At 69.9% G+C, this 24746-nt stretch carries 25 protein-coding genes and 1 pseudogene; 7 read left to right on the top strand and 19 right to left on the bottom strand.

Annotated elements, in window-relative coordinates:
* Positions 1 to 21 precede the first annotated feature (21 nt).
* The 11 genes from BM388_RS13650 to BM388_RS13600 all read right to left on the bottom strand — a co-directional run bounded on the left by BM388_RS13650 (position 22) and on the right by BM388_RS13600 (position 10697).
* On the bottom strand, positions 22 to 1065 hold the full coding sequence (locus BM388_RS13650; protein ID WP_089851086.1) for an NAD(P)H-dependent flavin oxidoreductase: 1044 nt from the start codon (positions 1063 to 1065) through the stop codon (positions 22 to 24).
* A 32-nt stretch (positions 1066 to 1097) separates the two neighbouring features.
* Positions 1098 to 1406: a monooxygenase gene (locus BM388_RS13645; protein WP_089851084.1), complete on the bottom strand. Its 309-nt coding sequence runs from the start codon at positions 1404 to 1406 to the stop codon at positions 1098 to 1100.
* Positions 1397 to 1801 (bottom strand): hypothetical protein, encoded by a 405-nt coding sequence (locus BM388_RS13640; RefSeq protein ID WP_139233948.1) that lies wholly within the window; start codon positions 1799 to 1801, stop codon positions 1397 to 1399. The genes BM388_RS13645 and BM388_RS13640 overlap by 10 nt, the downstream gene beginning before the upstream one ends.
* Positions 1743 to 2768, bottom strand: a complete 1026-nt coding sequence (locus BM388_RS13635; RefSeq protein WP_089851081.1) for a YihY/virulence factor BrkB family protein — start codon at positions 2766 to 2768, stop codon at positions 1743 to 1745. Before BM388_RS13635 ends, BM388_RS13640 begins: the two co-directional genes overlap by 59 nt.
* Position 2769: 1 nt before the next feature.
* The gene (locus BM388_RS13630) at positions 2770 to 3294 is read right to left on the bottom strand and encodes a retropepsin-like aspartic protease family protein (protein ID WP_089851079.1); all 525 of its coding nucleotides are present in this window, start codon (positions 3292 to 3294) and stop codon (positions 2770 to 2772) included.
* An 84-nt stretch (positions 3295 to 3378) separates the two neighbouring features.
* Positions 3379 to 4734 carry an MFS transporter gene (locus BM388_RS13625; RefSeq protein ID WP_089851077.1) on the bottom strand — a complete coding sequence of 452 codons (1356 nt, stop codon included), beginning with the start codon at positions 4732 to 4734 and terminating at the stop codon, positions 3379 to 3381.
* Between the two features lie 50 nt (positions 4735 to 4784).
* Positions 4785 to 6818: a CocE/NonD family hydrolase gene (locus BM388_RS13620; RefSeq protein ID WP_089851076.1), complete on the bottom strand. Its 2034-nt coding sequence runs from the start codon at positions 6816 to 6818 to the stop codon at positions 4785 to 4787.
* Positions 6819 to 6863: 45 nt separating this feature from the next.
* On the bottom strand, positions 6864 to 8168 hold the full coding sequence (locus tag BM388_RS13615; RefSeq protein WP_089851074.1) for an ATP-grasp domain-containing protein: 1305 nt from the start codon (positions 8166 to 8168) through the stop codon (positions 6864 to 6866).
* Positions 8169 to 8267: 99 nt separating this feature from the next.
* Positions 8268 to 9452, bottom strand: a complete 1185-nt coding sequence (locus BM388_RS13610) for a toxic anion resistance protein (protein WP_089851072.1) — start codon at positions 9450 to 9452, stop codon at positions 8268 to 8270.
* Positions 9453 to 9520: 68 nt separating this feature from the next.
* On the bottom strand, positions 9521 to 10465 hold the full coding sequence (locus tag BM388_RS13605) for a cobyrinic acid a,c-diamide synthase (RefSeq protein WP_089851070.1): 945 nt from the start codon (positions 10463 to 10465) through the stop codon (positions 9521 to 9523).
* Positions 10466 to 10505: 40 nt separating this feature from the next.
* The gene (locus tag BM388_RS13600; RefSeq protein ID WP_089851068.1) at positions 10506 to 10697 is read right to left on the bottom strand and encodes a hypothetical protein; all 192 of its coding nucleotides are present in this window, start codon (positions 10695 to 10697) and stop codon (positions 10506 to 10508) included.
* A 196-nt stretch (positions 10698 to 10893) separates the two neighbouring features.
* Between BM388_RS13600 and BM388_RS13595 the strand changes: the two genes are divergently transcribed.
* Both BM388_RS13595 and BM388_RS13590 read left to right on the top strand, forming a co-directional pair.
* Positions 10894 to 11889, top strand: coding sequence for an LLM class flavin-dependent oxidoreductase (locus BM388_RS13595; protein WP_089851066.1), 996 nt, complete (start codon positions 10894 to 10896; stop codon positions 11887 to 11889).
* A 163-nt stretch (positions 11890 to 12052) separates the two neighbouring features.
* Positions 12053 to 12451 (top strand): hypothetical protein, encoded by a 399-nt coding sequence (locus BM388_RS13590; protein WP_089851064.1) that lies wholly within the window; start codon positions 12053 to 12055, stop codon positions 12449 to 12451.
* 21 nt (positions 12452 to 12472) lie between these two features.
* Here BM388_RS13590 and BM388_RS13585 read toward each other — a convergent pair whose 3' ends face one another.
* From BM388_RS13585 to BM388_RS13555, 7 genes are all read right to left on the bottom strand, one after another.
* Positions 12473 to 13270: a M48 family metallopeptidase gene (locus tag BM388_RS13585; RefSeq protein WP_089851062.1), complete on the bottom strand. Its 798-nt coding sequence runs from the start codon at positions 13268 to 13270 to the stop codon at positions 12473 to 12475.
* A gap of 92 nt (positions 13271 to 13362) precedes the next feature.
* Positions 13363 to 13794 (bottom strand): type II 3-dehydroquinate dehydratase, encoded by a 432-nt coding sequence (gene aroQ / locus BM388_RS13580; RefSeq protein ID WP_089851060.1) that lies wholly within the window; start codon positions 13792 to 13794, stop codon positions 13363 to 13365.
* Positions 13795 to 13853: 59 nt separating this feature from the next.
* Positions 13854 to 16859: a bifunctional [glutamate--ammonia ligase]-adenylyl-L-tyrosine phosphorylase/[glutamate--ammonia-ligase] adenylyltransferase gene (glnE, locus tag BM388_RS13575; protein ID WP_089851058.1), complete on the bottom strand. Its 3006-nt coding sequence runs from the start codon at positions 16857 to 16859 to the stop codon at positions 13854 to 13856.
* A gap of 76 nt (positions 16860 to 16935) precedes the next feature.
* Positions 16936 to 17307: a diacylglycerol kinase gene (locus tag BM388_RS13570; protein ID WP_089851114.1), complete on the bottom strand. Its 372-nt coding sequence runs from the start codon at positions 17305 to 17307 to the stop codon at positions 16936 to 16938.
* Positions 17308 to 17326: 19 nt separating this feature from the next.
* Positions 17327 to 18760 carry a D-alanyl-D-alanine carboxypeptidase/D-alanyl-D-alanine endopeptidase gene (dacB, locus tag BM388_RS13565; RefSeq protein WP_089851056.1) on the bottom strand — a complete coding sequence of 478 codons (1434 nt, stop codon included), beginning with the start codon at positions 18758 to 18760 and terminating at the stop codon, positions 17327 to 17329.
* Between the two features lie 31 nt (positions 18761 to 18791).
* Complete coding sequence (locus BM388_RS13560) at positions 18792 to 19121, bottom strand: DMT family transporter (protein ID WP_089851054.1); 330 nt, start codon at positions 19119 to 19121, stop codon at positions 18792 to 18794.
* Positions 19118 to 19537: a PACE efflux transporter gene (locus tag BM388_RS13555; protein ID WP_089851052.1), complete on the bottom strand. Its 420-nt coding sequence runs from the start codon at positions 19535 to 19537 to the stop codon at positions 19118 to 19120. The genes BM388_RS13560 and BM388_RS13555 overlap by 4 nt, the downstream gene beginning before the upstream one ends.
* A 113-nt stretch (positions 19538 to 19650) precedes the next feature.
* Here BM388_RS13555 and BM388_RS13550 point away from each other — a divergent pair, with 113 nt between their 5' ends.
* Positions 19651 to 20550, top strand: a complete 900-nt coding sequence (locus BM388_RS13550) for a LysR family transcriptional regulator (RefSeq protein WP_245781556.1) — start codon at positions 19651 to 19653, stop codon at positions 20548 to 20550.
* Between the two features lie 5 nt (positions 20551 to 20555).
* On the opposite strand, the gene trmB is transcribed toward BM388_RS13550, so the two are convergent.
* Entirely contained in the window at positions 20556 to 21245 is a 690-nt protein-coding gene (gene trmB, locus BM388_RS13545; RefSeq protein ID WP_089851050.1) for a tRNA (guanine(46)-N(7))-methyltransferase TrmB, read from the bottom strand.
* 201 nt (positions 21246 to 21446) lie between these two features.
* Here trmB and BM388_RS13540 point away from each other — a divergent pair, with 201 nt between their 5' ends.
* The 4 genes and pseudogenes from BM388_RS13540 to BM388_RS13525 all read left to right on the top strand — a co-directional run.
* Entirely contained in the window at positions 21447 to 23339 is a 1893-nt protein-coding gene (locus tag BM388_RS13540) for a beta-ketoacyl synthase (protein WP_089851110.1), read from the top strand.
* Positions 23336 to 23815, top strand: coding sequence for a pantetheine-phosphate adenylyltransferase (gene coaD, locus BM388_RS13535; protein ID WP_089851048.1), 480 nt, complete (start codon positions 23336 to 23338; stop codon positions 23813 to 23815). The genes BM388_RS13540 and coaD overlap by 4 nt, the downstream gene beginning before the upstream one ends.
* A gap of 62 nt (positions 23816 to 23877) precedes the next feature.
* A complete protein-coding gene (locus tag BM388_RS13530; protein ID WP_089851046.1) occupies positions 23878 to 24126 on the top strand; it encodes a YfhL family 4Fe-4S dicluster ferredoxin in 249 nt (82 codons plus the stop codon).
* 385 nt (positions 24127 to 24511) lie between these two features.
* A pseudogene (locus tag BM388_RS13525) lies at positions 24512 to 24746 on the top strand (IS481 family transposase); the annotation flags it as partial.

The raw sequence follows: 24746 nt of genomic DNA, 5'->3' as shown, positions 1-24746 counted from the left end.
ATCAGGGCCCATCGGGCGGCGTCAGCGCGCCACGCCCCGGGCTAACTCACGCACCACCTCGGCCGCCGGCACCGCTCGGCAACGGCTGGCGTTCTGCCCGGCCCACAGCGGCGAGGCGTCACCAAGCCCCCGCGCCTCGGCGGCGGCACGTAGCGGGGCGATGGCCGCGCCGGCCAGCGGGAAGGCCGGCGCCGCCTCGCTGATCGGCCCGAGATCACGCATCAGCCGGGTGACGATCCCGCGGGCCGGACGGCCGCTGTAGAGGTTGGTCAGCGCCGTGTGGCGCGCCGCCTCGCTCATCAGCACCTCGCGATGGATGGCCGAGGCGCGGGATTCGGGGCAGCAGAGGAAGGCGGTGCCGACCTGAATCGCATCGGCGCCCAGGGCCAGCGCCGCCGCCACGCCGCGGGCATCGGCGATGCCGCCGGCCGCGATCACCGGCACGCTCACCGCCTGCCTGACCTGGGGCAGCAGCGCCAGGTTGCCCATCTGGCGTGACAGGTCATTGCTCAAGAAGTGGCCACGATGGCCGCCGGCCTCGAGCCCCTGGACGATCACCGCATCGACGCCGTGGGCATCGAGCCAGCGCGCCTCCTCCACCGTGGTGGCCGTGGAGAGCACCGTCGCGCACCAGGCCTTGACCCGCGCCAGCAGATCCGGCGCCGGCAGGCCGAAGTGGAAGCTCATCACTTCCGGTCGGAAGGGTTCGAGGACATCGCAGGTCGCATGGTCGAAGGGACGCCGTCCGGCGCCCTCCGGCACCGCCTCGAGGTCGAGGCCGAACTCGTCATACCAGGGCGACAGCGCCCGATGCCAGCGCGCCTGCCGCTCCCGATCGAGGGTCGGCGCCGCATGGCAGAAGAAATTGACGTTGATCGGTCCCGCGCTCGCCGCGCGGATGGCCTCGAGTTCCGCCGCCAGGCCCTCGGGGGAGAGCATCGCGCCGGGCAGCGCCCCGAGCCCGCCGGCCCGGGAGACCGCGATGGCCAGGGCGCTGTCCTGGGCGCCCGCCATCGGGGCCTGGAGGATCGGCCAGCGCAGGCCGAGAGTGCTCGTCCATGACATGGGGGACTCCTGGTCTAGGCGGGGTCGGTCACTCAGGCGCCGAGCGGGCCGTGGTTGATCGCGGTCAGGCCCTCGTTGACCTCGAGGATCTGCGCCTGGATGCCCTCGACGCCCATGTCGGCCAGCCGCGCGCTGTGCTTATCGAGGTAGGCCTCGGCGCTCTCGGCATCGTCGAACAGGTAGACGCCGCCGGCCAGATGGCGCTCCGGCGACTCGGTCCAGACCTTCCAGCGCAGGCCGGGCTCGTCGTTGATGCCCTGGGCCAGCGGCGTCAGGGCCTCGACCATCGCCTCGCCGAAGGGGCCAGGGAAGGGGAAGTGGATCTGCAGGATCACGGCCATGACACGGACTCCAACCTCGGAAATGGGCTCCCAGCATAGCGTCTCGCCGGCAGTCTGCCAGCCATGGCGCCTCGGCGCTTCGCGGAGCGCAGCACCATGCGCTCGCCGCGGATCTCGATGTCGAAGCGACCAAGGCAGCTCATGCCCAGAAGGACCACCCGCTCGTCGTGCTGCAGGTCGAGCACGAAGGCCGACCAGTCCTGGCGCAGGTTGCCAAAGAACATCAGCCGCAGCCGGTCGCAGATCGCCATCACGGCGAGACGCACGATGCGATCCGGCGCCTTGGGGCCACCCGTCGGCGAGCCGGCGGGGGATGCCTGCGCCGGGCGGAGCGTGTCAGGAGGCGTCTCCACGATCGCCGCCAGGGTGATCAGCGGCGTCGTACGTGCGGCCAACGCGGCGCCATGGCCACTTGCGGCCCAGTGTATCGGCGGCATAGGCGTCTCGCTCCCCCGGTGGGCGGAAGGCGCCAACGGTGGTATCGCGGTAGGTCTGTCGCTCCATTTCCGCGTTGAACTCTGCCCCCAGCAACACCACGAACGCCGACAGCCAGAACCACAGCATCAGCACCACCACCGCCCCCAGCGAGCCATAGATATCACTCGGCTGGATCACGCTGCCGAAATAGAACGACAGCCCGGCCGAGCCGATCAACCACAGCAGCGTTGCGACCACGGAGCCGACGCTGATCCACCGCCAGCGCGGCGACCGTCGACAGGGACCGAAGCGGTAGAAGACGGCGATGACCAGCATCATGACCAGCAGAAGCACCGGCCAGCGCAGCCAGGCGATGATCCTGACCAGCAGGGTATCGAGCGCCAGCATGCCGATGGCCAGGGGAAAGAAGGCGATGAAGGCGATGGTAATCAGCAGCACGAGGATCAACCCAAGCGTCAATGCCGCCACGAGCCCGCCGCGATGCAGTGCCCCCCGGCTGTCTTCCTCGCCGTACACCACGTTCAGCCCTATCACCATCCACAGCACGCCCTTGGAGGCGATGAACATGGCCACCACCACGCTGCCCAGGGCCGTCAGGCTGAGACCGGTGCTGGTGCTGTCGCCTATCCTGCGCGCCTGGTCGTTGATCAGGCTCGAGGCGTCGGGCGGCAGATAGCGGCTGAGTTGCACGATCTGGCCCGCCAGGTCCTGGGGATCCATCACGAGAGCCCAGATAGAGATGATCGCGGCGATCGTCGGGAAGAGCGCCAGCATGGCATTGAAGGCGACGCCGGCCGCCATCAGAGCCACGAGGTCCTGCATGACCTGCTGCTTGACGCGCCATACGATGTCCAGCCACCCGCTCACGGGAATCTGCTGGGGCTCGTCGGCGCAGCGACCACGCTTAAGCTTCGCTCTCACCATCTCAATGGCGCTGTGCAGGGGTCAGGGTCATACGCGAATCACGAATCTCGATATCGAAGCGTTTCAGGAAGCTCATGCCGAGCAGCGCCGCCTCGCTGCCAAGCCCCGCGCTGATCGAGCCGCGTACGTCTCGGGCCACGACGCCACCCAGGCTCACCTCATCGAGGGTCGCCAGGTCGCCGCGCACGCGACCGTTGGCGGTGTTGAACCAGGCGCTGCCGGTACGTTCGAGCCCCAGCCGCTCGGCAATCGCCTCCGGCACCGCCACGTAGGTGGCGCCGGTGTCGAGCAGGAACTCCACCGGCTCGCCGTTGATGCGCCCGGTGGCCACGAAGTGGCCGGCGCGGTTGCGCTCCAGCACCACCGGTTCGCCATCTCCCACCGAGACCTCGGCGAGATGAGCGTTGGGGTTGCGCTGGGCATCCAGATAGCCCTGGAACCACCAGGCGCCTCCCGCCAGGAAGAACACCCAGAACAGCAGCATCATGCCAAGCCCGGCCCGGCGTGTGGCTCGCTCATCGCTCATGCGCGTTCCTCCCGACGATGGCCCCGTGCGCCGTCATGCCACGGCGGCGAGCCGCTACCGTGTCATGCAGGCTCACCGATCATTCTAGCAGCCGTTGCGGGTCTCCCAGTCGCGGGCCGCCTGCTGACCGCGGGCCTGGTCGACGAACAGGCAGACCAGGATGGCGACGATGAACAGCGCCGCGCAGAGCAGGATCGAGGCCTTGAGCCCCACCAGCGACTGCAGCAGGCCCAGGCCGATGATGCCGATCACCCCGGCGAGCTTGTTGGCCAGCCCCCAGAAGCCGAAGAACTCGGCGGCCTTGCGCTGCGGCGAGAAGAGTCCCACCAGGGCGCGGCTGGCCGACTGGCTGGAGCCCAGAGAGAGGCCCGCCAGGCAGCCCACCACCAGGAAGAGATGCTGGGCCTCCCAGGCGAGGCCGAGGCGGGCATTCAGGAAGGCGGTGAGCTCGGGCGTCGCCCAGATGGCGAGTATCGCCGCCACCCAGAGCAGCAGGGTGAAGAGGTAGGTGACGCGCGTGCCGATGCGATCCTGGATGAACCCGAAGCCGAGCGCCCCGACCGCGGCGGTGATCTGCACGATGATGAACATCAGGTTGCGGATCGCCTCGTCCCAGCCGATCACCTGGGCGCCATAGATGAAGGCGAAGGCGATGACGATGTAGACGCCGGCCATGGAAAACAGCAGCGAGACCAGGAAGATGCCGAGATCGCGGAAACGCTTCAGCTCGTGCAGCGTGGTCGCGACCCGCGCCACGGCGATCTCGCGATAGGACTTGCCCGGCGGCTGGGGGGTGCCGCGCTCCCTGACCCACAGGAAGGTGGGCACCGCGGCGACCAGGAAGAAGCCCGCGGCGAAGGGCCCCACCCAGCGGACGCGCTCGAAGTTCTCGACCGTGGCCTCGCCCAGCATGAACAGCGAGAAGCCCGCGGCGAGCAGCCCCCCGACGTAGCCCAGCGCCCAGCCGAAGCCGGAGATCTTGCCCAGATCCTCCGGCGGGCCGAGGTCGGGCAGGAAGGCGGCGATGAACGACTCGCCCATGGAGAAGGCGTAGTTGGCGATCACGATCAGCACCACGCCCAGCAGCACCGCCCCCGGCACCACGAAGTAGAGCATCGCCGAGGCGGCCACGGTGGCCAGGTAGCTGACGAACAGGAAGCGCTTCTTTTCCGCCTGGTAGTCCATCACCGCCCCGCACAGCGGGCCGGTGAGCACCACCAGCAGGAAGCTCATGGCCAGCGCCAGGCTCCACAGGAAGTTGGCCAGCCGGTAGCCGTCGCCGCGGTCGCCGACGATCACCGTGGTGAAGAGCTCGCCGAACACCACGGTGATGATCAGCAGGGTGTAGGCCTGACCGGCGAAGTCGAACATCGCCCAGCCGAGGATCTCCTTGCGCGAGGCGCGCGGCGTCGCGGCCACGGCGGCGGGGGTAAGACTCATCGGCGCGTCCCGGTAGGAATCAGGCCGCCACGATAGCAGCCTCCCCTGCCCTAGACGAGGTCCCGGGGGATCGTCTCGTCCCAGGTCTTGGCGAAGATGCGGGTCTCGCCCTCCCAGGCGTCGAGAGTGGCACGGATGCGGAAGTTGTCGGCGTCACTGGTCAGCAGGGTGCGGGTCAGGGTGCTGACCTCCCAGTCTCCGCGCCGGAAGCTGCGCTGCCACTCGGTCCAGCCACTGACGCTGTCGTAGCTGCCGAAGGCGTAGGCGTAGCGCTCGGTGACCCGGGCGGCGATCTCCAGGTCGATGTCGTCGATCCGGTAGCGCCCCTCGTCGTGGACCACCTCCAAGGTGGTGCGGTCCTGGGCCAGGTCGCGGATCACCCGCCAGCTCTCCTGGCTGGGCTGGATCAGCGTCTTGGGAAGCGCCGGCGCGCCCTCGGGCTCGGCGAAGGCGGGCAGCGCCGCTTCCTCCGCGGGGCGCGGCTCGCGCCGGGGCAGCAGCAACCGACTGGCGCCGGGCCAGAGGGTGATCCGCACCGGCTGGGGCGATGGCCAGGCCAGCGGCCAGTAGCTGGTGGAGAGCGACAGGCGAATGGCGTGGCCCGCCGGGAACTGCTGGGCGATGTGCTTGAGCGGGATGGACACCCGATAGCGCTGGCCCGGCTCCAGCGGCTCGGGATGCTCATTGCTGTCGCGGTGGGTGAGGTTGAGCAGGCCGTAGGAGACGCGAGTGGCCTTGTCGTCCTCGCCGATATCGGAGAGGCGCAGCGCCACCATGGCCACCGGCTGGTCGGCGCTGAGCTCGAGCTCGACCAGCGGCGAGCCGCAGATCTCCAGCGCCGCCTCGAGGCGCGGCGTCTGGAAGACCAGGCAGCCACCATCCTCCTCGCGCTGGTCGTGGGGCAGGTCGGGAGGCGCATTGTAGGAGCACCACTTGCCCGCATAGAGCCCCACCGAGAGCGGCGAGCGGACGTCCAGGGTAGCCTGTGGCGGGTCGTCTCGCGATTCGTCCTCGGCCATCAGATCGTGGCCCGGAGTGAGCCGGTAGGCCTCGGGGGTGATGTTCGGCGACGGCCAGTCGGGCTCGGCGACCCAGCGTCCGGGGCGCTCGTCGTAGCGCGCCGACGGCGGCATCGACTCCTGCATCCAGACGCGCAGCATCGGCTCGTTCATGATCCCGGTATTCTCGCCCTTCAGCCACTGGTCCCACCAGCGCAGCGACTCCTGCAGGAAGCCGATGGCCGGCCCCGGCACGCCGAGGTGCGGATACTTGTGGGCCCAGGGACCGACCAGCCCCTTGCGCGGCACGTCGAGTCCCGCCAGCAGGCGGAAGACGGCGTTGCAGTAGCCATCGGCCCAGCCGCTGACGGCATAGACCGGGCACTGGATCGCCGTGTAGTCCTCGCACACCGAGCCGTGCTTCCAGTACTCATCGCGCCGCTGGTGCTCGAGCCACTGGGCGAGCCACATGCCGCTGCCGTCCAGGCGCTCGAGCCACATGTCGCGCCAGCGCTCGCCCACGAGCTCCGGGTCCGGCGGGCAGGCGTTGCCGTCGAACATGGTCGAGGCCCAGGAGAGGTTGTCGCCCAGCAGGCAGCCGCCCATGTGGTGGATGTCATCGGCGTAGCGGTCGTCGGTGAAGCAGATCGTGATCACCGCCTTGAGCTGGGGCGGGCGCAGAGCGGCGATCTGCAAGCCGTTGAAGCCGCCCCAGGAGATGCCGATCATGCCGACGTCGCCGGTGCACCAGGGCTGGGCCGCCAGCCATTCGAGGATCACCAGGCCGTCGTCCAGCTCGCTCGGCAGGTACTCATCGGTGAGCACGCCGTCGGACTCGCCGGTGCCGCGGATGTCGACCCGCACCCCGGCATAGCCGTGCCCCGCCCAGTAGGGGTGGCTCTGCACGTCACGTTCGGCGGTGAGGTCACGCTTGCGATAGGGCAGGTACTCCAGTATCGCCGGTACGGGATGGATCTCGGCGTCCACCGGCCGCCAGATCCTCGCCGCCAGGCGGCCGCCGTCGGGCAGCGGGATCCAGGTCTCCTCCTCCATGACACGACGCGGGAAGTCGTTGACGATGCGCATGATCCTGCTCTCCTTGTCCCGTGGGGGCCCTCTCTTGGGCCGGGCTCAGCCCTGGATCTGATCGAACTCGAAGGCCAGACGCGCCGCCAGCTGGCCGTAGCGCTCGAGCAACTGCTCCGCCGAATCGGCGCCCATCCAGACGAGGGCCAGGGCGAAGCTGTAGCTGTCCTGCTCGGGCAGCGAGGAGAGCCACTGCCCCTCCGCCACCTGGATATCGATCATCGCGCCGGGGAAGTCGGCCTCGAGGGCGGCGACCTCGTCTTCGGAGGGCACCCGGGTCACCACCGCATCGACGAAGAACACCCGATAGAAGAACTTGGCGGCGATGGCATAGTCGCCCTGGCGATGCGGCATATCGGGCCGCTGTCCCAGCCCCAGGTCGAGGGTGACCTGCTGGTTGCTGATGCCGTCGACCTTCTCGAACAGGTCGCAGTGGGACTGAGAGATGCGCGTGTTGATCTCGAGCAGCCAGATGCGGTCCTGCACCTCGTCCCAGAAGTACTCGACGTTGAAGGCGGCATTGTCGTAGCCGATATGCGTCATCACCGTCTCGGTCAGCTCGCGCATCTTGGCCTGGATGGGCTCGGGCAGCCCCGAGGGATAGCGGTAGTGGAAGAAGCTCAGCACCTGGGGGTAGCGCAGCGAGTCGACGATCCCGTAGCTGACCACCTCACCCGCGAAGACGTACCCCTCCACCGTGCACTGCCAGCCGCCGATGATCTCCTCGGCCATGCAGAAGTGGCCGTCCACGGCGGCGATCTCGTCGGGCAGCCGTGCCTGCTCCAGCACCGTGTTGAAGGGATCGGCGATCAGCCCGATGTCCTCGCGCAGCTTCTCGATGGCATGGTAGAAATCCTCCGGGGTATCGATGCGAAAGCCCAGCCGCGATCCCGAGGACTTGATCGGCTTGACGAAGAAGGGGAAGTAGAGCCCCGCCTCGCCGATCCGGACCAGCGCCTCGTCGTCGAAGGGGTCGAAGGCCGTGAAGCCCGGGATGAAGTCGGGGATGACCTCCTTCTGCGCCCGGCGGCTCCAGTACTTGTGCTCGCACTTGAGCAGGCTCGCGAGGGTTGTGGTGTGGGTGCCGAAGCGCTCGCAGAGGATCGGCAGCATGGTCGAGACGGGGAAGTCCATGTAGCCGACGATGGCATCGATGGTGCCCTCGAAGGCCTCGAGCTGTGCCGTCGCCTCGGCCAGCATGGCGGCGATGTCGAACTCCTCGGTGTCGTAGACCGCCTCGGGCGCGATGATGCCATGGAAGCGCCAGTGCTCGGCGCCGCGCAGCGTCTCGAGCCGCTGGCGATTGAAGTCGTTGAGCCCCACCACGAAGATGTTCTTTGCATCCGCCATGTCTCCGACCCTCTCGCTGCGTACCCGACCGGGCCGCTTCGAGCAGCATAGTTCAGCGCGCGGGCGATGCAGGACCGAATGCCAAGCCGGTTGCCGGGGTCAGGCGTGCCGCGAGGCCTCGCCGTCATCGGTGTCGCGGCCGCGGGCCAGACGATCGATGGCCTGGCCGCCCTGGCCTGCCAGGTTTGCCAGCCGATCGATCTGGTCGTCCAGGCGCGGCAGGGCCTCGCGGCGATAGCGGGAGAGGTCGTCGATGGCCCCGATCACCTCGCCGAAGGCCTCCTCCAGGGCCTGCATGTCGAGCATCGCCGACGAGGCGCGCTGCTGGATGTCCACGCCCTGCTGGCGCAGCGCCCGGGCGGTGCCGCCGATCATCTCCGAGGTGGTGGCGTTGAGCGACTCGATGCGGTCGAGCACCAGCCGCTGGTTGGCCAGCGCCAGGGCCACGGTCACCGCCACGGTCAGCGCCGAGACGGTGACGTTGATGGCGCGATCGACGCCGCGCATCAGCTCGCGGTTGTTGCGGATGATCACCTCGAGGGCCAGCACGCCCTGCTGGCTGACCGCCAGCTGCTGCTGCAGGTCGACGATGCGCTGGCGCAGCGGGAAGAGCAGCTCCTCCTCCAGGAAGCGCCGCTGCGGGTCATCGCCGTCGCGCCGCTCGATGGCGACCTGCAGGCGATCGTCGATGCGCCGCCCCAGGTCGATCTGGCGCGTGAGCCTGGCGAGGGTCTCGCGCAGCGCCTGCTGGTCGTCGTCGAGGGTCAGGTTGTCGCGGCGCAGCATGTCGCGCCCGCCCTCCAGGTCGGCGATGATCGCGTCCAGCGCCTGCTGCGCCGTCTCGAACTTGCGAAAATAGCGCTGCAGGCGGCTGCCGCCCCCCGGGATCAGCGCCCGCACGCGGTCCAGCGGGCCCGAGGCGAGGTTGTGCCGGGCGGGGTCCAGCGACTGCATGCGCCCGCGCAGGTCGACCAGCGCCTTGGCCACCGGCCCGCCCTCGTCGCCGTGGTGGGCCAGCTGGCGTAGCGGAGTCTGCAGCATGGCGCTCTGGTGGGCAGCCTGCTGCTGAAGCTCCAGGCCCAGCTCGTCGACGGCGCGGCGCTGACGCGCCTGGGCCTCGGCATCGCCGTCATCCAGCAGCACCTCGACGAAGGCATCGGCCTGGGACGCCAGGCTCGCCTCGTCGTCGGCGCGAGCGGAGGCTTCCCCGCCCTCCAGGTCGCGGGCGATCTCCTCCACCGGCGGCAGCGCCAGGCGGGCGCCATCTTGGGGTTGCTCGGTCATGGGCACCTCTCGAAAGGATCGGTCGGGGTGAGTTCAGGCTGGGATATCGACATGCGGCCAGGCCGCCGTCATGAGCCACTGCGCCCGTAGCGGTCGGCGCGGGAGACGAAGCGGCTCAGCTCCGCCAGCGCCCGCTCGGCGGTGACCGAGGCCTGGGGGCGGCCGGTCTCGATGCGCGCCAGGGAGACGGCAGTATCGTCGAGCACGGTCAGCGCCGCCTCGTTGCGCGCGGCCAGCTCGCCCAGCCGCCGCTCGGTCTCCTCGAGCAGCTCGAGGCGCCGCCGCAGGGCCTCGCGCTCCTGGGTGCCGAGCCGGCGCCCCTCGCGGCTCAGGCGCCGGCGCACGAAGTCACCGTCCACGTTGACCACGCCGCTGGCCTGGGCGGCCATGGAGTGCAGCGTATCCACCGCGCCGAGGCCGACCTGGGACACCAGTTCCCGGGCCCGGGCGAAGGCCAGCTCGCCGCGATCGAAGCGCCCCTCGAGCACGCCCAGCAGGTGGCGATAGCGGCTATAGAGGCGATCGGCCTGAACGGCCAGGTCGGGGCGATGCACGTCGAGCAGCGCCTGCTTGGCGCGACACAGCGCCAGCACCAGATCGTCGGCCTCGGCCGGCGGGTGGGCGGGGTCGAGAACCAGAAGTCCCGCCTCGTGGGCATCGCGCTCCTCCTCGGCCCGCCGCCGGGCGGCCTCGGCGGCCAGCCGCTCGCGGAAGCGCCGCACCCGCCGCCGCTCCAGGAAGCGGCGCAGGCGACGCTCCAGCGGCAGGGCCACGGGAATCGCCACCAGCCCCGCCAGCCAGCCGGTCAGGGTCGGGCCGAAGCCGCCCCACAGCGAGGTCAGCCACAGCAGCAGGCTGATGAAAGGCACCACCAGGCAGTAACGCAGGATGACCTGCAGCCGGCCCGGCGGCTCGATCGGCACGGCCAGGCGCGGATTGATCAGGCCCACCAGCAGCCACGGCAGGCAGGTCAGAAACAGGCCGTAGGAAAGACCCTGGAGGAATCCCAGCATAGGGCTGACTGTCCTTTGTCGGTCGGAAAGAGAGAAGCGACTAGATCAGAAGCGTGAGGAGCAGGGCGATCCCTCCAACCAGCAGCGCCACGCTCAACGCCACGACCACCAGCCGGTCGAGCCAGCGATCGAAGCCGGTCCAGTCGACGCGAGACCAGTCCCACCGTCGCCGGGCGTGTCGGCGGGTGGCGCCGCGACGCCGCGAGTCGCGTCCGGTGCGCATGGAGGGCATGGCCGACCTCCGGTTTCACCTGTGTTCCCCGAGCTTACGGCCTGCCAGGGCCGCTGACCACCATCATCGGCGCCGATCGTGCCGATGCTCCCGCGGCGGCAAGCAACACGCGAGGCGCGCCCCTTGCATTCCCCCTCGCTCGCCCCGATCTCGGTAGAAACCCAGCAGGCTAATCAATTTCGGAGCGCTACCCGCCATGTCCCGACTCGCCGATACGCCGCTCTCCGTGCTCGACCTGGCCCCGATCCGCGAGGGCGGCGCCATCGCCGACACCTTCCGCGAGAGCGTGGCGCTGGCCCAGCACACCGAGGCGCTCGGCTACACCCGCTACTGGCTCGCCGAGCACCACGGCATCGAGGGCATCGCCAGCGCGGCCACCGCGGTGCTGATCGGCCATGTCGCCGGCGCGACCCAGCGCATCCGGGTAGGCAGCGGCGGTATCATGCTGCCCAACCACCCGCCGCTGGTGGTCGCCGAACAGTTCGGCACCCTGGAGACCCTCTATCCCGGACGCATTGACCTGGGGCTCGGCCGCGCGCCGGGCTCCGACGGCCCCACCATGGCCGCGCTGCGCCGCGATCCCCACGCGGGAGTCGACGACTTCCCCAAGCGGCTGTCCGAACTGCAGGGCTTCCTCGACGAGGCGCGGCCGGGCCAGCGCGTGCGCGCCGTGCCCGGCCAGAGCACCCGGGTGCCAATCTGGCTGCTCGGCTCCAGCGACTTCAGCGCCCGGCTGGCGGCCCGCGAGGGGTTGCCCTTCGCCTTCGCCGCCCAGTTCGCTCCAGCCCGGCTGCTCGAGGCGCTCCGGGTCTATCGCGACAACTTCCAACCCTCGGCGATGCTGGACCGCCCCCACGCCATGGTGGGCCTGCCGGTCATCGCCGCCGACAGCGACCTGCAGGCCGACTATCTCGCCTCTACGGCACGCCGCAAGTTCCTGGGATTGATTCGCGGCGCACCCGGCCGGGCCCTGCCGCCGACGGAGACGCTGGACTGGTCGCCCAGGGAGCAGGCCCAGGTGGAGCAGTTCCTGGGGGCCGCGGTGATCGGCGGCCCCGAGACGGTCCGCGAGGGCCTGGAGCACTTCCTGGCGCTGACCGGCGCCGACGAGCTGATGCTCCACACCGACGTCTACGCCGCCGAGGATCGCCTGCGCAGCTACGAGCTGGTGGCCGAGGCGTGGCGCGCATAATTCGACACCGAATGCCGATCGCTTCCCCCGTCGTGCGCCGAGGCGCACGACGGGGCCGACATCGGGGTAAGACTGGAACGATTGCCCCGCCCCGGCCTCCAAGAGGCAGCCATTTCCGACGTGCCGGTGCCGCCGACACGCCCCACCGACCGCGGAGCCCTGCATGCCCGATTCTCGTGACCCCCGAAACAATGCCGCCTGGCGCGCCGCCCAGCAGTGGCAACAGCGTGCCCGTCAGACCCGTGCAGGCGGCCCCCTGGGCGGTCTGAAGCTGCTGTTCACCTGGCTGCTGTTCGGCGCCATGATGATCGTCGCCATGGTGCTGGGGCTGTTCTTCCTGCTCGTGGGCTGGGCGATGATGCCTTTCCTGCGTCACCGCATGAAGAAGCGCATGGAGCAGATGCGCGCCGATCAGGCCGAAGACGTGGGCGGCGGCGTTCACTATCGCGAGACCTACTATCGCGAGAGCCGTCGCGGCGGTAGCCACACCCACGAGCAGCAGGTGCTCGAGGGCGATTACGAGGTCAGAGAGGACGAGCGCGCGGATCGCTCCCGCGAATAGGATCGCGACAGGCGGCGGCGACTAGCCGGTGCAGCGCGCCTCCGAGGCCGCGCGGAAGGCCGCCATGGCATCGCTCATGTGGCTCTCGAGAGCCTCGATGCGGGAACCGTGCGCCGGGTGCGTGGAGAGGAATTCCGGCGGCTGACCGCCGCCCGCCTTCGCCATGTTGCGCCACAGAGCCACGCTGTGGCGCGGGTCGAAACCGGCCTTGGCCATGATGGCGAGCCCCATCTGGTCGGCCTCCTCCTCATGGGCGCGACTGAACGGCAGGGCGATGCCGAGGCGCGCACCGATCCCCAGCGCCTGCCGAAGACCCTCCCCGGCCAGCTCCCCCTCGCTGACGAGCCCTACCACCAGCAGCACCGCCTTGATGCCGAGCTGCTGGGTGAAGCGCTCGTTACCGTGGTCGGCCAGCACGTGAGCGACCTCGTGACCGATCACCGCGGCCAGCTGGTCGGGGGTCTCGGCCACCTGCAGCAGCCCGGCATGCACCCCGATGCGCCCGCCCGGCAGGGCGAAGGCGTTCGGGCTGGGGTCGTCGAACACCACCACCTCCCAGGCCTCGGGCATGCCCGCCTCGGGGTAGCGCGCCTCGGCCGCCGCGATCACCTCCCGCGCCACGCACTGCACGAGCCGGTTGGCGGCCGGGTCGCGGGCGACCGGGCGGCTCCGGCGCATCTCGGCGAAGGCGTCGCCGCCCATCTCGGCCATTAGCGCCTCGGGCACCAGGGCCAGCTGGGAGCGGCCGGTCGGCGTCTCGCCGCAGCCGGCAAGCGTCAGCATCGCCAGCAGGGCGACGAGGCCGCCCCAGCTCTTCATGCGCCAGCGCCTTTCCTGCCTGCTCCTCACTTTTCCGCGCCTCACTAGCCGGATCGTCGCTCGCCACGGATGTGTCGTACGCCGCATCGGCCCTACCCCGCCATCACCGCGTCCAGCGCGGCCCGGTAGCCCTGGCTGCCGAGTCCCGCGATCACCCCGTCGGCGCGCAGCGAGACGTAGGACTGGTGGCGAAAGGCCTCGCGCCTGTGAACGTTGGAGAGATGCACCTCGATCACCCGGCCGTCGAAGGCGTTCAGGGCATCGAGGATCGCCACCGAGGTATGGGTGTAGGCGGCCGGGTTGATGATGATCGCCGCGGTGCCGTCCAGGCGCGCGGCCTGGATGAGGTCGATCAGCTCGCCCTCGTGGTTGCTCTGCCGGCAGGCGATCTCCCAGCCGCCCAGCGCCGCCTGCTCGTAGAGGCCGTTGTCGATGTCATCGAGGGTCTCGTGGCCGTACACCTCGGGCTGCCGGGTGCCGAGCAGGTTGAGGTTGGGGCCGTGCAGGACCAGTACCTTGTGCATGTCGTCGCCTTCCTTGAGGGTGATGTCGGCTTGAGGATGTCGGTTTGAGAGCGATCCGATCAGGACGCCGGCTCGAGCAGGCGCTGCCAGAGCGCGATGACGGCATCGCGATGCGCCTGGAAATCGGCGTTGCGCCCGCGCGCCGGCTCGCCGGTCAGGGCCGCGCGATGGGCGGCGGTGCGACAGGCCAGGTAGGCCTCACGCAGGCGCCGACACTCGTCGGCGGACAGCCGCCCGGTTGCCTCGAGGGTCTCGAGGATGCGCATGTTGTCGCTGTAGACCAGCAGGTCGGGGGTCTCGCGGCCCATGGAGAGCACCGCGAACTGGCAGAGGAACTCGATATCCACCATGCCGCCGGGGTCGTGCTTGAGGTCGAAGTCGTCGCCCTGGCCCCGGGTGCCCAGGTGGTCGCGCATCTTGTGGCGCATCTTCACCACCTCCTCGCGCAGCGCCGCGAGGTCGCGCTCGCGGCCGAGGATCTCGCCGCGCAGCGTGTCAAAGCGCTCGGCCAGCGCCCGGTCGCCGGCCACCACCCGGGCCCGCACCAGCGCCTGGTGCTCCCAGGTCCAGGCCTGCTCGCGCTGGTAGTCGGCGAAGGCGTCCAGCGTCGAGACCAGCAGGCCCGAGTTGCCCGAGGGCCGCAGGCGCATGTCGACCTCGTAGAGGCTGCCCGCCGGGGTCACGGCGGTGAGCAGGTGGATGATGCGCTGGCCGAGCCGGGTGAAGAAGACGGCGTTGTCGATGGGCCGCGCCCCGTCGGTGCTGCCCTGGGTGGCGCCGTCGTGGAGGAACACGAGGTCCAGGTCGGAGCCGTAGCCGAGCTCGATGCCGCCGAGCTTGCCGTAGCCGACGACCAGGAACTCCGGCGCGTTTCCGCAGCGCCGCTCCTCACGACCTTCCCCGCGATTTCCCCCGCGACGTTCTGGGAAGCCGTGCTTGCGGGTCATGTGCTGCCAGGCCATGACCAGCACCGCCTCCAGCACCACCTCGGCGATGTAGGTGAGATAGTCGCTGACCTTCATCAGGTGGCGGGTGCCGGCGATGTCGGAGGCCGCCACGTGCAGCACCTGGGCGTGCTTGAAGACGCGCAGCGCCTCGAGCTGGGCCTCCTCGTCGTCCTCGGGGATCCGTCCCAGGGCCTGGCGCAGCTCGTCGGCCAGGCGCGCCTTGTCGGCGGGAGTGTAGAGGGTCTCCGGAGTCAGCAGCTCGTCGAGAAGTATCGGATGGCGCGCGAGCTGGGTGGCGATCCAGGGGCTGGCGCTGCACAGCTTCATCAGGTGCCCCAGGGCCTCCGGGTTCTCGCGCAGCAACGCCAGGTAGGCGGTGCGGCGCAGCACCGCCTCGATCAGCGGCAGTACCCGCTCCAGGGCGATATCGGGGGTCTCGCTCTCGGCCACGGCGTCGAGCAGCAGCGGCATCAGGGCATCGAGCCGCTCGAAGCCGATGCGCTGCATGGTCTTCACCGCGCGGGCGTGGCGCAGCGTGCGCAGCCGGCGCATGGCGACGTCCGGCTCGGCGAGCCCGGCCTCCTCGAGCAGCGAGCGTGCCTCGTCGTCCTCCAGCTCGCCGCGCCACAGCGCGCGCCACTCCTCAAGGCTCGCGACGCCGGTGGCCTCGGGCTCAGCGGCCTCCTCGACCTCCTCCTCGGGCTCGGCGATGACGGCGTCGAAGTGGCGGCGCACCCGCTCGCGCACCTCGTCGAGCCGCGCCATCAGCGCCGGCCAGTCCTCCATGTCCAGCGCCAGGGCCACCCGCTCGCGGTCGATGTCGCCGTCGGGCAGGGTCTGGGTCTGGCGATCCTCCAGGGCCTGCAGTACGTGCTCCAGGTCGCGCAGGAAGACGTAGTCCGGGGTGAGCTCATCGACCACCTCGCGGGGCAGCAGGCCGAGCTCGGGCAGGCGCGCCAGGGCGGTCTTCAGCGAGGTGACCTGCAGCTCGGTGTCGCGCCCGCCGCGGATCAGCTGGAAGGCCTGGACCACGAACTCCACCTCGCGGATGCCGCCGGGGCCGAGCTTGATGTTGCCCTGCATGCTGCGGCGGCGTACCTCGCGGTTGATCATCGCCTTGAGCTCGCGCAGCGATTCAATGGCGCCGAAGTCGAGGTACTTGCGATAGACGAAGGGGCGCAGGCTCGCCAGCAGCTCGGCGCCGGCCTCCAGGTCGCCGGCCACCGGGCGCGCCTTGAGCATCGCGTAGCGCTCCCACTCGCGGCCCTGGTCCTGGTAGTAGCCGGCCAGCGAGGCGAAGCCGCCTACCAGCGGCCCGCCGTCGCCCAGCGGGCGCAGCCGCATGTCGACGCGGAAGGCGAAGCCCTCGGCGGTCACGGCGTCCAGGGCGCCGATCAGCTTCTGGCCGAGCTTGGTGAAGTACTCCTGGTGCTCCAGGGACTTGCGCCCGCCCTCGGTCTCGCCCTTCTCGGGGAAGGCAAAGATCAGGTCGATGTCAGAGGAGAGGTTGAGCTCGCCGGCGCCGAGCTTGCCCATGCCCAGCACCACCAGGCGCTGCTCGCTGCCGTCGCGGCGTGGGGCGGGCCGCCCCCAGCGCGGCGCGAAGTGCGCCTCCAGCCAACCGAGCGCGCCTTCCAGGCAGGTCTCGGCGAGCCGCGACACGGCCGCTGCGGTGCCCCACATGTCGAGGCCCGGCGGGCGCGTCAGGTCCCGCCAGACGATGCCCAGCATGCGCGCGCGGCGAAAACGGCGGATGGCGGCGTGCAGGGCCGCCTCATCCTCGGCGGCCTCGAGCCGCTCGTCGAGCCACTGGCGCAGCGCCTCGGCCGAGGGGGGCTCCTCCAGCTCGCCGTTGGCGTCCAGGTGCAGCAGCCACTCGGGGTCGCGCACCAGGATATCGGCGACGAACGACGAGATGGCGAGCACCCGGGCCAGCTGCCGGCGCCGCGCGTCCGACAGCGACAGCCAGTCCTCCAGCGGGGAGTCGTTACCGGTCATCTCGGCCAGGTTCTCGGCCTCGCCGAGCGCGCTCGCCAGCCGCTCGCGGGTGTGCGCCAGGGGAGCCTTCAGCGGCTCGGGAATGTCATCCAGCGGCAGGAAGTCGTCGGGCAGGGCCATGGGCGTCTCGCATCCGGTTCTCGAATGCCTTCAGCATAAGCGAAGCCGGCCCCACCCCATAACCCGGCCCGGCGCCTCAGGCGAGGAATTTCTGCCAGGCCAAAAGGCCCCAGGTCAGCCCGGCGAGGGCGAGTGCCAGCATCACCGCCGCCGAGCCGATGTCCTTGGCCCGCCCGGCAAGCTCGTGGCGTTCGGGGCCGATGCGATCCACCGCGCACTCGATGGCGCTATTGAGCAGCTCGACGATCAGCACCAGCAGGCAGCTGCCGGCCAGCAGGATCCACTCCACCGGGCTCTCGCCGATCCACGCCGCCAGCGGCAGCAGCAGCAGGCAGGCCACCACCTCCTGGCGAAACGCCGCCTCGTGGCGGAAGGCCGCGGAGAGCCCCCTCAGCGAGTAGCGGGTCGAGTGGATCAGGTGACGCCAGCCGGTGTAGCCAGGCTTCATGTCGGTCGCTCCGGTGGGCTCAGTGGGCATCGATCATCTCCTCCAGGTCGGCGGCCAGCGGGTCGAGCACCTGACGCCAGCCGAGCCATGGGGTGGTGGCGGTGCCGTTGACCAGCGCGCTGAACACGCCCCACTGCCCGGAGCGAGTGCGGAAGTAGCCGCCCACGGCGCGCACGCTCACCGGCTGGTTGAGGGTGCCGGTCTTGAGCATGACGTGATGCTGGAAGGTGGCCGAGCCGCGCCGGTGGAAGCGCATCACGCCGTTGCCCGGCGACTGCAGGGCGGCGACGAAGCTCGGGAACAGCGACGGGCGGTGGTACATGTACTCCAGCAGGGCCGTCACCCCGGCGGCCGAGGTGCGATTCTCAGGCGTCAGGCCGCTGCCGCTGCGCAGGGTGACGGGGCCATGGTCGGGAATACCGGCCACGAAGGCCTCCAGCGCCGCGCCGCCCTGCGAAAGGCTCACCCGCGGCGTCTCAACCAGGCTCAGGGTCAGCACGTCGGCCATGAAGTTGTTGGAGTAGTTGAGGGTGCGCAGCAGCAGCTCCTGCAGCGGCTCGCCGTCCACCGCGGCCAGCTGTCGGGCCGAAGCCGGCGGCTCGGTGGCCGCCACCGCCACGCCGTCACCAAGGGTGATGCCAGCCTGCTCGAGCATCGCCCGCAGGGTGTGGGCGGTCTGCCACGCCGGATCGGAGCTCGCCCGGTAGATCTGGCGTGGCCGGGCATTGGTGGAGACCTGTCCGCTGAGCACCATGACGTCGTTGCCGTCGCGCTGAATCCGCTCGGCGTTGAGCTCGGTGCCGCTGTCGTCCGGCAGGGTCTGGACGCGGTTGTCGATCTCGACGATCGGCGCCTGGCTGTCGCAGCTGTCGATGCGCGCCGACTGCCCGGCCGTGGCGGCCGGCGCCACGGCGACGCACCAGCTGCCGAAGTTGACCCCGGCCGAAGAGAGGAGCGCGCTGTAGGCGTTGTCGACCCGCTCTCGCGCCTCGCAGCGATCGGTGGTCAGGCACTCGACCGGCCCGAAGCGCCACTGGCTGATCACCAGCCGACCGTCGACGCGCCGCACCCCGGCCTGATAAAGGCGCTGCACCAGCCGCCACAGGTCCTCGCTGGTCAGGGCGGGATCGCCGCCGCCGTCGAAGACCAGATCGCCCTTAAGCACGCCCTCGGCATCGGGCTCGACCGTGCTCACCAGCCGGCTGGTGAAGCGGTGCTGGGGGCCGAAGCGCGCCAGCGCCGCCGCCGCCACGTAAACCTTGGAGACCGAGGCCGGTGAGAGCTGACGCTCGGGCTCGATGGCCCCCAGGCGCTCGCCGCCGCCGAGCAGCCGTGCCTCGGCGCCGACCAGGAAGCCCTGGTCGGTGAGCTCGGCGAGGCGCGAGAAACCGCTCGCCTCGGCGAGCAGCGGTAGCAGCATCAACAGTGCGCCGTAGAGCGGGCGATGGAACATGGGACCTCCAGAAATCACCGAAGGCCCAAGCTTAATGGGACGCGACGGAAGAGAACACCTGAATCACCACCACGCCACCCACGATCATCGTAAGGCCCAGCAGCGCCGGCAGGTCCGGCTTCTCGCCGTAGACCAGGATGCCCACCAGGGTCACCAGCACGATGCCGAGCCCCGCCCAGAAGGCGTAGGCGATGCCCACCGGCAGGGTCTTCAGCACCAGGGCGAGCAGGTAGAAGGCCAGCCCGTAGCCGACCATCACCACCACGCTGGGCCACAGGCGAGTGAAGCCGGCCGAGGACTTCAGCGCGCTGGTGGCGACCACCTCGGCGATGATGGCGAGCGCCAGATAGAGATAGGTCATATGGCCTCCCGGCGCGCCAGCCGGCGGCGCATCACGCGATCGAACGCCGTGTTGAAGAACAGGGCATAGACCAGGAAGAACAGCATGAAGCCAAGATCCAGCCAGAAGGCCTCGACCAGCCCTATCTCGAGCCACCAGGCCACCACCGGCAGGGTGGCGATGAGCAGGCCCAGCTCGAAGCCCAGCGCCTGGGCAATGCGCTGTACCAGGCTGCGCCGCCGGGTCGGCACCCAGATATCGAACAGCCGGTTCCAGACCAGGTTCCAGAGCATCGCGGCGCTGGCGAGCCCCACCGCCATGACGCCGATGGCCCCGGCATCGTGGCCGCTGAGCACGCTGCTCAGTGGAATCACGATGGCAAGGCCGATCGCCTCGAACAGCACCATGTGGGTCACGCGCTCTTTCCAGGAACGCATCGTGCACCTCCTAACTCGTGAACGGCCGAGGCGCGGGGCCTCGACGGCAGCCCCCATTCTCGCCATCATGGCGATGGATGCGAGTTGGAAACCATCAGAAAAACAGATAGGTCATGCCCATGCGCTGGAGCCTCGATCAGCTGGAGATCCTCATCGCCTGCGCCGAGCGAGGCTCCTTCTCCTCGGCGGCACGCCACCTGGGGCGCGCTCAGTCGGCGGTCAGCACCGCCATCGCCCACCTGGAGGCCGACCTCGACTGCCCCCTGTTCGACCGCAGCGCCCGGCTGCCGCGCCTGACCCCCGCCGGCGAGGCCCTGCTCCACGAGGCCCGGGCGGTGATCCGCCAGTGCCAGCGGCTGGATGCCCGCGCCAGGGCCATCGCCCAGGGTGAGGAGGCCCGGCTGGTGCTGGCCATCGACGAGGCCCTGGTGGAGATGCCGCCGGTAGACGAAACCCTGGAGGCGCTGGCGCGCCACTACCCCGCCCTGCAGCTGACCCTGCTCTACGGCGCCCAGGGCGACATCGCCGGCTGGGTGGAGGATCGCACCGCCGATCTCGGCATCCTGCTGCGCCAGCAGGGCCAGGGCCCGGTGCTGGAGGGCATCCGCATCGCCCACCTGCAGCAGGCGCTGGTGGTCGCCCGCCACCACCCGCTGGCCGCGCTCTCCTCACCGACCGTCGGCGACCTCGCCGCCCATCGCCAGCTGCTGATCGCATCAAGGGGGGAGGACGACCGCCGGGCGCCACTAGCGGCGCAGTTCTGGCGGCTCAACAGCTTCTATTCCATGGCCGAGCTCGCCACCCGGGGGCTGGGCTGGGCGCTGGTGCCACGCCATATCGCCCGCTACCCGCCCTTTCGCGACGACCTGGTGGAGCTCAGAGGCGAAGGGCTCGGCATGGCGCCGGTCATCGAGGTAGAGACGGTGTCGCGGCGCGACGGCGCCGACGGGCCCATCGCCCGCTGGCTACGCCATACCCTCGGTGAGCGCTTCCGCGATCGGCGAGCGCGCTGACGCCCTCAGCCGGCGGGCACCAGCTCGGGCGCATGGGGCAGCTCGACCACCAGCCGCCACAGCGCCTGGCCGCTGGCATGGTACTTCTGCTCGAAGGGCGTCAGGTAGTCGGGCCCCGGCGCGAAGGGCTCGGCCGCGGCGGCCACCCCGGTGGCCTGGGTCACCGCGAGGGCGAACTCCTCGACATAGATCCGCCAGTTGGAGCGCAGCTCCAGCCGACCGCCCAGCGCCAGGATCGCCGGCAGTACCGGGTGTCCCTGCCAGCGCATCTTGAGGTGCGCGGCCTTGGGATAGGGGTTGGGGTAGAGCAGGTAGTGGCGCTGCGGGCGCCAGTCGGCGTTCAGGGCCAGGCGCCAGAAGTCCACCAGGTCGGCGCGCACCAGCAGGGCGTTGTCCGGCAGCCGGCCGTGATCACGGGAGAGGCGATCGGCGCTGCGATCCACGCCGAGCACCGAGCAGTCGGGGAAACGCGCGGCCAGCCGCCGGGTCGAGAGCCCCACCCCGCAGCCCGCGTCGAGGATCAGCGGCGCCTCGCCGCGCTCGCCGAGCCACGCCTGCGCCGCGGCGAAGGCCTCGCGGGTGTGCGTGGCGAACGGCTTGCGCAGAGGGTGCGCCAGGGCGCGGGCCACGCGGCGGGAGAGGTCGTCGTGGGGGCCGGTCTGGCGGCTTTCGATGGATCGCGAACGGGCGGTCATGGCGGCGGGCTCGGGGGCGAAAAGGGCGGCGTATTCTACCAGCCGCGTGCGACAGATCCATGCGCGATCGCCCCGGGCGCAGGGGCGCCGGCATGACGCCACCGCGGGCCGGGTGCTATCATCGACGGTCTAGCATTGCAGCCACGACATCAACCGCACAACGAGGAACCCGGCTTGCCACACTTACCGGTGATCGTCGGCATGGGCGGCGTGAATCCCGCCGGCCGAACCTCGGGCCACCAGGCATTTCGCCGTACCGTGCTCGATGCCCTGCCCGACGACGTTCAGGCCCGTACCCTGCTCGGCCTCGCGGCCATGATGCGCCTGGCCGACGGCCAGGCCGATGGCGCCTGGCATGACGCCGAAGGCCACGCCCTGGATGCCGCCGGGATCGTCGAACAGACCCGTCAGCAGGTGCTCGACCATACCCTGATCCGGCGTATCGAGGATGCCCGCTTCAACGAGGAGGGCCTGCCGGCCAACCGCAAGGCGAGCCTCACCTTCGACGCGCCGCTGACCTTCCGCATCCGCCGCCGCCAGCTGCCCGATGCCCTGCCGGCCACTTGGCAGGTGCGCGAACTGGACCGCCAGAACCTGGAGGTCACCGTGCCCGCCGGCAGCATGGACGTGATGCTGCCCGAGACCCGCCAGGCCCAGGTGCGCGCCGGCGGCCAGCTGCCGACCGGTTTCGAGCCCAGCCGCCTCTATCGCAGCGTGCACCACCCCCGCGGCCTCGCCATGACGGTCTTCGCCGCCAGCGACTGCCTGGGCGACAGCGGCCTGGAGTGGGACAACCTGCGCGACCGCCTGGATCCCGACGAGGTCGCCGTCTACGCCGGCAACTCCATCGGCCAGCTCGACGACGAAGGCTGGGGCGGCCTGCTCAAGAGCTTCAGCTCCGGCAAGCGCGCCACCTCCAAGCAGATGCCGCTGGGCTATGGCCAGATGCCCGCCGACTTCATCAACGCCTATGTGCTGGGCAGCGTGGGCGGCACCGGGGCGGCGCTGGGCGCCTGCGCCAGCTTCCTCTACAACCTGCGCCTGGGCGTGGACGACATCCGCGCCGGACGGCGGCGGGTGGTGATGGTCGGTACCGCCGACGCCCCGATCACCCCCGAGGTCATCGAGGGCTTTCGCAGCATGGGCGCACTGGCCGACGACGACGGCCTCAAGGCCCTGGATGCCCTCGAGCTGCTCACCGACGCCGACTACCAGCGCGCCTGCCGCCCCTTCGCCCGCAACTGCGGCTTCACCATGGGCGAGTCCAGCCAGTTCGTGATGCTGATGGACGACGCCCTGGCGCTGGAGACCGGCGCCGAGATCCTCGGCAGCGTGCCGGCTGTGTTCGTCAATGCCGACGGCTGGAAACGCTCGATCTCGGCGCCAGGCATCGGCAACTACATCTCGCTGGCCAAGTCGGCCGCGCTGGTGCGCGACATGCTCGGCGAGACCGCGCTGCGCGAGCGTACCTTCCTCCACGCCCACGGCACCAGCACCCCCAAGAACCGCGTGACCGAGTCCCACGTCTTCGACCGGGTGGCCCGCGCCCACGGCATCAGCGACTGGCCGGTGGTGGCGGTGAAGGCCTTCGTCGGTCACTCCCAGGGCAGCGCCGCCGGTGACCAGCTGACCAGCGCCCTGGGCAGCTTCGCCCACGGCCTGCTGCCCGGCATCTTCACCCTGGACGCGGTGGCCGACGACGTGCATGCCGAGCAGCTGCGACTGTTCCGCGACCCGCTGCCCTTCACCGCGGACGCCGCCTTCATCAACGCCAAGGGCTTCGGCGGCAACAACGCCACCGGCGTGGTGCTCTCCCCCGCGGTGACCGAGCGGCTGCTGACCCAGCGCCACGGCGAGGCCGCGATGAGCGACTGGCGAGCGCGCCGCGAGGCCACCCGTGAGGTCGCCGCGGGCTATCACCAGGCCGCCGATCGCGGCCACTTCCAGGCCCGCTATCGCTTCGGCGAGGGCGTGCTGGAGGGGCCGGAGCTCGAGGTCGGCCGCGACCGGATCCACATCCCCGGCTATGCCCAACCGGTCTCGCTGGCCGTCGACAATCCCTTCGGACGCCTGGAGGACGAGGGCGACTCATGAATACCGCCGTCTACCCGGGGACCTTCGACCCCATCACCAACGGCCACTTCGACCTGATCGAGCGCGCCTCGCGACTGTTCGACCGCGTCGTGGTGGCCATCGCCACCAGCCCCGGCAAGGGGCCGACGCTGGATATCGACACCCGCATCGCCCTGACCCGGGAAGTCGTCGCCGGGCTCGACAACGTCGAGGTGGTGGGCTTCTCGGGGCTGATGACCGAGTTCATGAAGCAGCAGCAGGCCCGCGTGCTGCTGCGCGGCCTGCGCGCGGTCTCCGACTTCGAGTACGAGCTGCAGCTGGCCAACATGAACCGCGCCCAGATGCCGGAGCTCGAGACGGTGTTCCTGACGCCGGAGGTCGAGAACTCCTACATCTCCTCCACGCTGGTCCGCGAGATCGCCCGCCTCGGTGGCGACGTCTCCCAGCACGTGCACCCCAGGGTCGCCGAGACGCTCAACAGCCATTACAATACCTGACTCTGACGCTCGGGATTATCCCCGAGCTCGCTTGCCGGCCAGCGACTTCCATGAGGTACCCCATGGCCCTGATGATCACCGACGAGTGCATCAACTGCGACGTCTGCGAACCCGAATGCCCCAACGGCGCCATCTCGCCGGGGGAAGAGATTTACATCATCGACCCGAACCTGTGCACCGAATGCGTCGGCCACTACGACGAGCCGCAGTGCCAGCAGGTCTGCCCGGTGGACTGCATCCCGCTCGATCCGGAACGCTCGGAGAGCCGTGATGAGCTGATGGAGAAGTACCACCGCATCACCGCCGCCTGACGCGCCGGCGGGGATGCTCCGACTCGGTGCACCCCGCCGCACCCCCGTGCACCAGGAAGCGTCCGGTGCGACCTCTCCTCATCGGCCCGTCGTCGATAGAACGACCATGCGGCCATCTCGCCTACCTGCGCGCATTCCGCCCAGCGCGCTCAAGCGCCTGGTCCAGCTGCATCAACAACACCGACCACTAATTAATTAGCAATGATTACATTAAAAGATAACACATTATCGCCGCCTGGCGTTTTCGCTTCGCTTTCCCCCTTATGATGCACGAGCATTCACTCAACGCTTAAATGTAGGATCCCGGATGATCAGATCGCCTATAGAAGTTATCCTCTGCTAGCAGCCAGAGAGCTTCTACAGCAATTCATTCGGGAGCAGGTTCATGGACATCAAGCTGCATAAGCAGGCTACGACGACACCGAAGATCCGTGCCGAGATCCAGGCAGCCCCCTCTAGCATCACGGATAGCGAGTTGGCCCGCCAATACGGCGTCGCCACCGCGACTATCCGGCGTTGGCGGTACCGTGACGATGTCCACGACCGACCGCACACGCGGCACAACCTGCTGGCCACGCTCACGCCCGAACAGGAAGAGGTGCTGATCGCGGCTCGTGAAT

The sequence above is a fragment of the Halomonas saccharevitans genome, assembly GCF_900116405.1.
Lineage (GTDB): Bacteria > Pseudomonadota > Gammaproteobacteria > Pseudomonadales > Halomonadaceae > Halomonas > Halomonas saccharevitans.
The sequence above is the reverse complement of the archived record's forward strand: the minus strand, read 5'-3'. Positions and strand labels throughout refer to the sequence as shown.